This window comes from Pseudomonas sp. 05N434 (assembly GCF_056396965.1).
The window spans coordinates 1-9,394 of sequence record NZ_JBFTMK010000146.1 but is presented as its reverse complement, the minus strand read 5'-3'; the positions used below and the strand labels follow the sequence as shown (position 1 = coordinate 9,394).

The window sequence follows — 9,394 nt, the reverse complement described above, 5'->3', positions numbered from 1 at the left end:
GTGTTGAGCAGCCATTTCCTGTCTTACGACACCTTCAGCACCCTGGCCAACCAGATTCCCGATCTGATGGTGCTGGCGGTCGGCATGACCTTCGTATTGATTATCGGCGGAATCGATTTGTCGGTGGGTTCGGTGCTGGCGCTGGCGGCGTCGACAGTCAGCGTGGCGATTCTCGGCTGGGGCTGGAGCGTGCTGCCGGCGGCGTTGCTGGGAATGGGTGCCGCGGCACTGGCGGGCACCATCACCGGTTCGATTACCGTGGCCTGGCGGATTCCGTCGTTCATCGTGTCCCTCRGTGTGCTGGAAATGGCGCGGGGCCTGGCATACCAGATGACCGGTTCGCGCACCGCTTATATCGGTGACGCCTTCGCCTGGCTGTCCAACCCGATCGCATTCGGCATCTCGCCGTCGTTCATCATTGCCTTGCTGATTATCTTCATCGCCCAGGCTGTGCTGACGCGTACGGTGTTCGGTCGTTACCTGATCGGCATCGGCACCAATGAAGAGGCGGTACGTCTGGCGGGGATCAATCCGAAGCCCTACAAGATTCTGGTCTTCAGTCTGATGGGATTGCTGGCCGGTATTGCTGCACTGTTTCAGATTTCTCGCCTGGAAGCGGCGGACCCGAATGCCGGCTCCGGTCTGGAACTGCAAGTGATCGCTGCGGTGGTGATCGGCGGCACCAGCCTGATGGGCGGGCGCGGTTCGGTGATCAGCACGTTCTTCGGTGTACTGATCATCTCCGTGCTGGCGGCCGGTCTGGCGCAGATCGGCGCGACCGAGCCAACCAAACGCATCATTACCGGTGCGGTTATCGTGGTGGCGGTGGTGCTCGATACCTATCGCAGTCAGCGCGCAAGCCGGCGGACCTGAGTCATGGCAACGATCAAGGATGTAGCGGCACTCGCGGGCATTTCCTACACCACGGTTTCCCATGTGGTAAACAAGACGCGGCCAGTCAGTGAGGAAGTGCGGATCAAGGTCGAGGCGGCAATCAAAAGCCTCGACTACGTGCCCAGCGCCGTGGCTCGCTCGTTGAAGGCGAAAACCACCGCGACCATCGGCCTGCTGGTGCCCAACAGCCTCAACCCGTACTTCGCCGAGCTGGCCCGTGGCATCGAGGATTACTGCGAGCGCAATGGCTATTGCGTCATTCTCTGCAATTCCGATGACAACCTGGACAAGCAGCGCAGCTACCTTCGCGTGCTGCTGGAAAAGCGCATCGACGGCTTGATCGTAGCGTCTGCCGGTGGTGACAGCAGCCTGGCCGAAGGCCTGACGGGTGTGCGTACGCCGATGGTGATCGTCGACCGTGACCTCGAGGGCGTCGACGCGGACCTGGTGCGCATCGATCACGAATACGGTGCCTATCTGGCGACCCGGCACTTACTGGAGTTGGGGCATCGGGACATCGCCACGATTGGCGGCCCGGCGAGTACCAGCGTGGCGCAGATGCGTCTGGCCGGTTATTGCCGGGCGTTGAAAGAGGCGGGCGTCGAGGTGCCGCGTGAGCGCATGCTGGAAAGCGACTTCACCAGCACCGGCGGTTACAACGCCGCCGCAATCCTGCTGGAAAAGAATCCGCCCAGCGCGATCTTCGCCGGCAACGACATGATCGGCATCGGTGTGTTGCGCGCCGCTGCCGAACGCAATATTCGTGTGCCCACCGAGCTGTCGGTGATTGGTTTCGACGATATCCAGATGAGCCGTTACGTCTATCCGGCGTTGACCACCGTGGGCCAGTCAATCCTGCAACTTGGCGAGATGGCGGCCGAGGTGTTGCTGCGTCGGATCGCCGCGCCGGATCTGGCGACCGATCAGCGCATCGTGACGCCCAGTATTGTCCTGCGGGAATCGACCGCGCCGCTGGCCGGTGTGTTTGCCCAATATCGCTGAGCCGAAAGCACCGCTAAACAAAAAAAGCACCGCTGAAATCGAATTGATGAGTAAAGATGTATGCCAGCAAAAGTAGTGGTAATAGGCAGCCTGAACATGGACCTGGTGACCCGGGCGCCACGGCTGCCCCATGGTGGTGAAACGTTGATCGGCCAGTCATTTGCCACGGTTTCCGGAGGCAAGGGTGCGAACCAGGCCGTGGCCGCGGCGCGGCTGGGAGCGCAGGTGTCGATGGTCGGTTGTGTCGGCAGCGATGCTTATGGCGAAGCGCTGCGCGGAGCGCTGTTGGCCGAGCGGATCGATTGCCAGGCCGTCACTACGGTCGAGGATTCCAGCGGCGTGGCGTTGATCGTGGTCGATGACAACAGTCAGAACGCGATCGTGATTGTTGCCGGTGCCAACGGCGCGCTGACCCCTGAGGTGATCGACCGTTTCGACAACGTATTGCAGAAGGCGGATGTCATCATCTGCCAGCTGGAAGTGCCGGATGCCACGGTCGGCCATGCTTTGAAACGCGGTCGTGAGCTGGGCAAGACCGTGATCCTCAATCCGGCGCCGGCCAGTCGCCCGCTGCCGGCGGATTGGTATGCGGCCATCGATTACCTGATCCCCAACGAAAGCGAAGCGTCGGCCTTGAGCGGTTTGCCGGTGGATTCCCTGAGCACTGCCGAAGCCGCCGCGACCCGCTTGATCGCCATGGGCGCCGGTAAGGTGATCATCACCCTTGGCGCTCAGGGATCGCTGTTCGCCAATGGCATCACCTTCGAGCATTTCCCGGCACCGAAAGTGAAAGCAGTCGATACCACCGCGGCCGGCGACACGTTTGTCGGTGGTTTCGCAGCGGCCCTGGCGGCCGGCAAAAGCGAGGCCGAGGCGATCCGTTTCGGTCAGGTCGCCGCTGCGCTGTCGGTCACCCGGGCTGGCGCGCAACCTTCGATTCCTACCTTGTCCGACGTACAGGCGTTTAAAGCACCATGAAAAAGACACCTTTGCTCAACGTCGCGTTGTCGCGGCTGATCGCATCCCTGGGTCATGGCGACACCGTTGTGATCGGCGATGCGGGCTTGCCAGTACCACCCGGCGTCGAGTTGATTGACCTGGCCTTGACCCATGGCATTCCGGATTTCATCAGTACCTTGAAGGTTGTGCTCAGCGAAATGCAGGTCGAAAGCCATGTGCTGGCCCATGAAATTCTCGATAAAAAACCGTCGGCCTTAAGCGTGCTGGATGAACTGAATGCCGAAGGTGCGCTTGGCCGGCGCGAGCTGATCAGTCATGAACAATTCAAGGCGCTCAGCCGACAAGCGAGGGCGATTGTTCGTACAGGCGAATGTCAGCCGTACTGCAACATCATTTTAGTGGCTGGCGTAACGTTCTAACTTTCCGTTCTTCCCACGCACAAGGAGTGCGCTATGCATCGCTACGCTCAGAAACTGCATCACCTGCTTCGGAGTCTGCTGCTTTTGTCCCTGATTACCGCAACAAGCGCCTACGCGGCGGAAAAGATCGACTTGATCATCGACACCGATCCAGGTGCCGACGACGTGGTCGCCTTGCTGTTTGCCCTGGCCTCGCCGGAAGAGTTGAACATTCGTGCGCTGACCACCGTCGCTGGCAACGTGCGTCTGGACAAGACCTCGCGTAATGCGCGTCTGGCCCGTGAATGGGCAGGGCGTGAGGAGGTGCCGGTGTACGCGGGGGCGCCGAAACCGCTGATGCGCACGCCGATCTATGCCGAAAACATCCACGGCAAGGAAGGTCTGTCCGGTGTCACCGTGCATGAGCCGAAGAAAGGCCTGGCCGAAGGCAATGCAGTCAACTATCTGATCGATACCCTGAAGGCCGCCAAACCCCATAGCATCACCATCGCCATGCTCGGCCCGCAGACCAACCTGGCCTTGGCGCTGATCCAGGAGCCTGAAATCGTTGAGGGCATCAAGGAAGTGGTGATCATGGGCGGTGCGCACTTCAATGGTGGCAACATCACCCCGGTGGCCGAGTTCAATCTGTTCGCTGACCCGCAGGCGGCGGAAGTGGTGCTGAAGAGTGGCGTCAAACTGACCTATCTGCCGCTGGACGTGACCCACAAGATCCTCACCAGTGAAGCGCGCCTGCAGCAAATCGCCGCATTGGACAACAATGCCAGCAAGCTGGTGGGCGATATTCTCAACGAATACGTCAAAGGTGACATGGAGCACTACGGCATTCCGGGTGGCCCGGTGCATGACGCCACGGTYATCGCTTACCTGCTCAAGCCGGAACTGTTTACCGGTCGCTCGGTAAACGTGGTGGTCGACAGTCGAGAAGGGCCGACCTTCGGTCAGACCGTTGTCGACTGGTATGACGGCCTGAAGGCACCGAAGAATGCCTTCTGGGTTGAAAATGGCGACGCCCAGGGCTTCTTCGATCTGCTGACCCAGCGCCTGGCTCGCTTGAAGTAATCCATAGACCCGCAGGTGCCAGCCTGCGGGGTTTTCCGCTACTCGGTATCCGTTGCACTCATGCCCTTATAGTCGTCGGAGTACTTCTCGAGAACCTGGGTTATGAAGGTCTGGGCGGCCTGTGTCCCCAATTCCTTGACCAGCAAATCGATACCAATGATTGCCAGCTCTTCCGGACTGCCCGGGCTGTAAGAGCTGTGGCCCTGTGGCCACTTGATTGTGATATTGGCGTCGATGCTTACRGTGGTCATGATGGCGCTCGTGAAGTCGGGAAAGTCTGAGTGTCGAGTTAACCATTTTGCAGGACGTTTGGCACTCCGACTTAGGCATCAGGAGAGGGCTATGCGACACTTGGTCTTTGACGAATTTTCAAGGATTGTGCTGTGCAGATCGATTTGAACACTCCTGACGGCTTGACCCTCGAAGCAGTGCGTCAGCTACTGGCTTCTGCCAGCGACGATGAGCACACTCAGTTGCGGGTCACCAAGGGCGGCATCGCTTACATTTCGTCGGGTGTCGTGGGTGGTACTGATATCGACGGGCTGCGGTTTCGCCTGGAAACATGGGCCAAGGGCTCGGGTTATGTCGGACGGGTCGCAGCCAGCGATGAGGTGTGGGTCATGCAGATCTTCAACGCGCTGAAAGACAACTGGCCGAATCCGCCGTACGACTACATCGACGTCTATTGAACGCTGTTCATATTCAGTGACGATTGCGGGATGAACGCCAGGGCGATGCTCAGGCAAACTCGCCACTCGTCCAGATCGAGGGCAGGGCGATAGCGCCCGCCTTGAAACCAAACACCAAAATGGCGGTCGCACGATCTCTGCTTAATTTTTGAAAGAAAGGAGGCTTCATGCCTTGGAAGCTCGCATCATTGGGTACGTTGTTGGCCGCCACTCTGCTGGCCGGTTGCAGCAGTACGTCCACCGAGTCGGCAAAGGACCCTGTGGCGACCGATACCGGCCACAGCCGTTGTGAAGCAAAGGCTGCCGAATTCACCATTGGCAAAAAGGCTTCGCCCGAATTGCTGGAGCAGGCGCGTACCCGTGCAGGCGCGCAGAATGCCCGGTTTCTCAAGCCTGATGACATGGTGACTCTGGAGTACCGCTCCGATCGCCTGAACCTGAGCACCGACAGCAATCTGGTGGTCACCCGCGTCAACTGCGGCTGATTGTTTTTGTTTCACCCATAAAAAACCCCGTCACATGGACGGGGTTTTTTTAGTGCGCCAGAAAATTACTCTGGGCGAACTTGTGCAGCTTGCATACCCTTTTGGCCTTTCTCAGCCACGAAGGAAACGGTTTGGCCTTCTTTCAGGCTTTTGAAACCGTCGCTTTCGATAGCTTTGAAGTGTACGAACAGGTCGTCACCGCCACCTTGAGGAGTGATGAAGCCGAAGCCTTTTTCATCGTTGAACCATTTAACGGTGCCGGTTTGGCGATTAGACATGGTGTATCTCCAAGAAACATATATTTTCAGTAGTACTGTGCTGCTCAGGCCAACTGGGCACACCGGAGTATCATAGTCGAAATGTTCGCTTTGGGAGCCCCCCGGACGTGCTGTTTGCCCTACAGTCGCGTTCTCTTTGTTGCTCTGTATGGCTGAAAGCCCCGTTTTAAAAGGCTTTCAGCCGAAAGTAAAGACAATAAAAAAAGCTGTAAAACCTGCATAAATCGTACGAAAAAGCTGAAATCCATCATTTTTTATCAGCGTTGGGCCGAGTCAAAAGGACTTTTTCCTCACTTTTTCGCCGGTGCATTGGCCTTGCATTTGGCGATCTCGCCCAGTGCCTTTTGTTGCAGTTCCGGGGTGGCCTTGTTGTCCATCAGCGACTGAATATCGCTGGCCGGGTAGGATTTGATCGCGTCGGCGCCACAAGCGCAGTGGGATTTTGCCGCAGCAGCGCCAATCTGAGGGGAAGCCGCCTGTGTGCACTGAGCCATGTACTTCTCGCGCTCACCCTTTGGCCAGTCGGCATGGGCGGCCAACGGCAGCAACAGGACGAGGGGGGCGACTACTGCGAATAAACGATTCAGACGCATGCTGAGATGCTCCTTTCGGGTCAATGTCTTTTATCTGATGGGTGACACGGGGTTCAAGTTCAGCACTCTGGCACAAAAAAGCCTGATTTGCCCCAGCAGAAAACCTCGGTGCATCGATGACCGTTCATCTGTGCTAGCATGCCTGGCTCGGGTGTTTGCAGGCTCCGGATGACCTTCCGTCCCGGCAGCGGCAAATGCGCGAATAACCCTGATTTGAATCCCAGTCACTCTGGTTCGGTTTTCCGGTTGGCCGCAAGGCTCCTGCCGCTGTAAGGCAGGCGTTCGTCATTGAATGGCCTGGATCGGATCTTGTACTGGCTCATCCCAACCCACGTGACCTTTGGTAGGGGTCACCACTAGGAGAGGAGGCGCCATGCCAACTATTACTCTTCCCGACGGCAGTCAACGTTCATTCGATCACCCGGTTTCCGTAGCCGAGGTCGCCGCATCCATCGGTGCAGGCCTGGCCAAGGCCACCGTAGCCGGCAAGGTCAATGGCAAGCTGGTCGACGCCAGCGACATCATCGACAGCGATTCTTCGCTGCAAATCATTACGCCAAAGGATGAAGAGGGGCTGGAGATCATTCGCCACTCTTGCGCCCACCTGGTTGGCCACGCGGTCAAGCAGCTGTACCCGACGGCCAAGATGGTCATCGGTCCGGTCATCGAAGAAGGCTTCTATTACGATATCGCCTTCGAGCGTCCTTTCACGCCTGACGACCTGGCCGCCATCGAACAGCGCATGCAGCAGCTGATCGAGAAAGATTACGACGTGATCAAGAAAGTCACTCCGCGCGCCGAAGTGATCGAAGTGTTCAAGGCTCGCGGCGAAGACTACAAACTGCGTCTGGTCGAAGACATGCCGAACGAGCAGGCCATGGGTCTGTACTATCACGAAGAATACGTCGACATGTGCCGCGGTCCGCACGTGCCGAACACGCGCTTCCTGAAATCCTTCAAGCTGACCAAGCTGTCCGGCGCCTACTGGCGTGGCGATGCCAAGAACGAGCAATTACAGCGCGTCTACGGCACCGCATGGGCGGACAAGAAGCAGCTGGCGGCTTACATCCAGCGCATCGAAGAAGCTGAAAAGCGCGATCACCGCAAGATCGGCAAGCGTCTGGGCCTGTTCCACACCCAGGAAGAGTCGCCGGGCATGGTGTTCTGGCACCCGAACGGCTGGACGCTGTACCAGGTGCTCGAGCAGTACATGCGCAAGGTTCAGCGCGACAACGGTTACCTGGAGATCAAGACTCCACAAGTCGTTGACCGCAGCCTGTGGGAGAAATCCGGGCACTGGGCCAACTACGCCGACAACATGTTCACCACGCAGTCGGAAAACCGCGACTACGCCATCAAGCCGATGAACTGCCCGTGCCACGTGCAGGTGTTCAATCAGGGCCTGAAAAGCTACCGCGAGCTGCCGATGCGTTTGGCCGAGTTCGGTGCCTGCCACCGTAACGAGCCGTCGGGTGCACTGCACGGCATCATGCGTGTTCGCGCCTTCACTCAGGACGATGCTCACATCTTCTGTACTGAAGAGCAGATGCAGGCCGAATCCGCCGCGTTCATCAAGCTGACCATGGACGTCTATGCCGACTTCGGCTTTAAAGAAGTCGAAATGAAACTGTCCACTCGTCCGGAAAAACGCGTCGGTTCCGACGAGTTGTGGGATCGCGCCGAAGCGGCATTGGCCGCAGCCCTTGATAGTGCGGGCCTGCCGTACGATCTGCAGCCGGGCGAGGGTGCGTTCTACGGTCCGAAGATCGAGTTCTCGCTGAAAGATTGCCTCGGCCGTGTCTGGCAGTGTGGTACCCTTCAGCTCGATTTTAACCTGCCTGTCCGTCTGGGAGCCGAATACGTCTCCGAAGACAACAGTCGCAAGCACCCGGTGATGTTGCACCGGGCGATCCTGGGTTCCTTCGAGCGCTTCGTCGGAATTCTGATCGAGCACTACGAGGGTGCATTCCCCGCGTGGCTGGCGCCGACCCAGGCAGTGATTATGAATATCACTGATAAACAAGCCGATTTTGCCGCCGAGGTTGAAAAAACTCTCAACGAAAGCGGATTTCGTGCCAAGTCTGACTTGAGAAATGAAAAGATCGGCTTTAAAATCCGCGAGCATACTTTGCTCAAGGTTCCCTATCTCTTGGTTATCGGAGATCGGGAAGTCGAGATGCAGACTGTCGCTGTGCGTACTCGTGAAGGTGCTGACCTGGGCTCGATGCCCGTCGCCCAGTTCGCTGAGTTTCTCGCGCAAGCGGTTTCCCGGCGTGGTCGCCCAGATTCGGAGTAATTATTATTAAGCGTGAAATGAGACAAGATAAACGAGCTGCACCGAAAGCCCCGATCAACGAGAATATCTCGGCACGCGAGGTTCGGTTAATTGGGGCTGAAGGTGAACAGCTTGGGATTGTGTCAATTGAAGACGCGCTTCTTAWGGCTGAAGAGGCCAAACTGGATTTGGTGGAAATTTCCGCCGATGCAGTACCCCCTGTTTGCAAACTGATGGACTACGGCAAATCGATCTTCGAAAAGAAGAAGCAGATTGCCGCGGCCAAGAAAAACCAGAAGCAGATTCAGGTTAAAGAAATCAAGTTTCGTCCAGGGACGGAGGAAGGGGATTACCAGGTAAAACTGCGCAACCTGGTACGTTTCCTGAGTGACGGGGACAGGGCCAAGGTATCCTTGCGATTCCGCGGCCGTGAGATGGCCCACCAGGAGCTGGGGATGGAACTCCTCAAGCGAGTTGAAGGTGACTTGCTCGAGTACGGTTCGGTCGAACAGCATCCTAAGATGGAAGGACGCCAGCTGATCATGGTCATCGCCCCGAAAAAGAAGAAGTAATCAACAGGGCACGGCAGGCCTTCTGATTATGTTTATCAACTGAATGCGGAGTATCCGAACATGCCAAAAATGAAAACGAAAAGTGGTGCTGCTAAGCGGTTTTTGAAAACTGCTAACGGTATCAAGCACAAGCACGCTTTCAAGAGCCACATCCTGACTAAAATG

Annotated in this window: 13 protein-coding genes; 10 read left to right on the top strand and 3 right to left on the bottom strand. The window is 57.5% G+C overall.

The genetic code is table 11. The features are described 5' to 3' along the window. From AC1DLB_RS11905 to AC1DLB_RS11885, 5 genes are all read left to right on the top strand, one after another. Positions 1 to 873: ABC transporter permease (locus AC1DLB_RS11905; RefSeq protein ID WP_477785037.1), on the top strand; the 873-nt coding region annotated here is incomplete at its 5' end. A 3-nt stretch (positions 874 to 876) separates the two neighbouring features. Beyond that, entirely contained in the window at positions 877 to 1,896 is a 1,020-nt protein-coding gene (locus tag AC1DLB_RS11900; protein WP_019649606.1) for a LacI family DNA-binding transcriptional regulator, read from the top strand. Positions 1,897 to 1,956: 60 nt separating this feature from the next. Continuing rightward, complete coding sequence (gene rbsK, locus AC1DLB_RS11895) at positions 1,957 to 2,874, top strand: ribokinase (protein ID WP_477744347.1); 918 nt, start codon at positions 1,957 to 1,959, stop codon at positions 2,872 to 2,874. After that, positions 2,871 to 3,275, top strand: a complete 405-nt coding sequence (gene rbsD / locus AC1DLB_RS11890) for a D-ribose pyranase (protein WP_477744346.1) — start codon at positions 2,871 to 2,873, stop codon at positions 3,273 to 3,275. The genes rbsK and rbsD overlap by 4 nt, the downstream gene beginning before the upstream one ends. A gap of 33 nt (positions 3,276 to 3,308) precedes the next feature. Further along, on the top strand, positions 3,309 to 4,337 hold the full coding sequence (locus AC1DLB_RS11885) for a nucleoside hydrolase (RefSeq protein WP_018930282.1): 1,029 nt from the start codon (positions 3,309 to 3,311) through the stop codon (positions 4,335 to 4,337). Between the two features lie 38 nt (positions 4,338 to 4,375). Here the strand turns inward: AC1DLB_RS11885 and AC1DLB_RS11880 are convergent, their stop codons facing one another. Further along, on the bottom strand, positions 4,376 to 4,588 hold the full coding sequence (locus AC1DLB_RS11880; RefSeq protein WP_018930281.1) for a hypothetical protein: 213 nt from the start codon (positions 4,586 to 4,588) through the stop codon (positions 4,376 to 4,378). 132 nt (positions 4,589 to 4,720) lie between these two features. Here AC1DLB_RS11880 and AC1DLB_RS11875 point away from each other — a divergent pair, with 132 nt between their 5' ends. After that, the gene (locus tag AC1DLB_RS11875; RefSeq protein WP_018930280.1) at positions 4,721 to 5,026 is read left to right on the top strand and encodes a hypothetical protein; all 306 of its coding nucleotides are present in this window, start codon (positions 4,721 to 4,723) and stop codon (positions 5,024 to 5,026) included. 167 nt (positions 5,027 to 5,193) lie between these two features. After that, on the top strand, positions 5,194 to 5,511 hold the full coding sequence (locus AC1DLB_RS11870) for an I78 family peptidase inhibitor (RefSeq protein WP_018930278.1): 318 nt from the start codon (positions 5,194 to 5,196) through the stop codon (positions 5,509 to 5,511). Between the two features lie 65 nt (positions 5,512 to 5,576). Here the strand turns inward: AC1DLB_RS11870 and AC1DLB_RS11865 are convergent, their stop codons facing one another. After that, a complete protein-coding gene (locus tag AC1DLB_RS11865) occupies positions 5,577 to 5,789 on the bottom strand; it encodes a cold-shock protein (protein ID WP_003179963.1) in 213 nt (70 codons plus the stop codon). Between the two features lie 290 nt (positions 5,790 to 6,079). Beyond that, the gene (locus tag AC1DLB_RS11860; RefSeq protein ID WP_138867073.1) at positions 6,080 to 6,382 is read right to left on the bottom strand and encodes a hypothetical protein; all 303 of its coding nucleotides are present in this window, start codon (positions 6,380 to 6,382) and stop codon (positions 6,080 to 6,082) included. Between the two features lie 373 nt (positions 6,383 to 6,755). On the opposite strand from AC1DLB_RS11860, the gene thrS reads away from it, so the two are divergent. From thrS to AC1DLB_RS11845, 3 genes are all read left to right on the top strand, one after another. Continuing rightward, on the top strand, positions 6,756 to 8,678 hold the full coding sequence (gene thrS, locus AC1DLB_RS11855; RefSeq protein WP_007940231.1) for a threonine--tRNA ligase: 1,923 nt from the start codon (positions 6,756 to 6,758) through the stop codon (positions 8,676 to 8,678). After that, complete coding sequence (gene infC, locus AC1DLB_RS11850; RefSeq protein WP_477785039.1) at positions 8,678 to 9,229, top strand: translation initiation factor IF-3; 552 nt, start codon at positions 8,678 to 8,680, stop codon at positions 9,227 to 9,229. Before thrS ends, infC begins: the two co-directional genes overlap by 1 nt. A gap of 60 nt (positions 9,230 to 9,289) precedes the next feature. After that, the coding region (locus AC1DLB_RS11845) for a large ribosomal subunit protein bL35 (RefSeq protein WP_477785038.1) at positions 9,290 to 9,394 on the top strand (105 nt) is incomplete at its 3' end.

Excerpts from the sequence above, each read along its gene's own strand:
- AC1DLB_RS11900 (WP_019649606.1), top strand. The coding sequence starts at position 877 with ATGGCAACGATCAAGGATGTAGCGGCACTCGCGGGCATTTCCTACACC.
- rbsK (WP_477744347.1), top strand. The coding sequence starts at position 1,957 with ATGCCAGCAAAAGTAGTGGTAATAGGCAGCCTGAACATGGACCTGGTG.
- rbsD (WP_477744346.1), top strand. The coding sequence starts at position 2,871 with ATGAAAAAGACACCTTTGCTCAACGTCGCGTTGTCGCGGCTGATCGCA.
- AC1DLB_RS11870 (WP_018930278.1), top strand. The coding sequence starts at position 5,194 with ATGCCTTGGAAGCTCGCATCATTGGGTACGTTGTTGGCCGCCACTCTG.
- AC1DLB_RS11865 (WP_003179963.1), bottom strand. The coding sequence starts at position 5,789 with ATGTCTAATCGCCAAACCGGCACCGTTAAATGGTTCAACGATGAAAAA.
- AC1DLB_RS11860 (WP_138867073.1), bottom strand. The coding sequence starts at position 6,382 with ATGCGTCTGAATCGTTTATTCGCAGTAGTCGCCCCCCTCGTCCTGTTG.
- thrS (WP_007940231.1), top strand. The coding sequence starts at position 6,756 with ATGCCAACTATTACTCTTCCCGACGGCAGTCAACGTTCATTCGATCAC.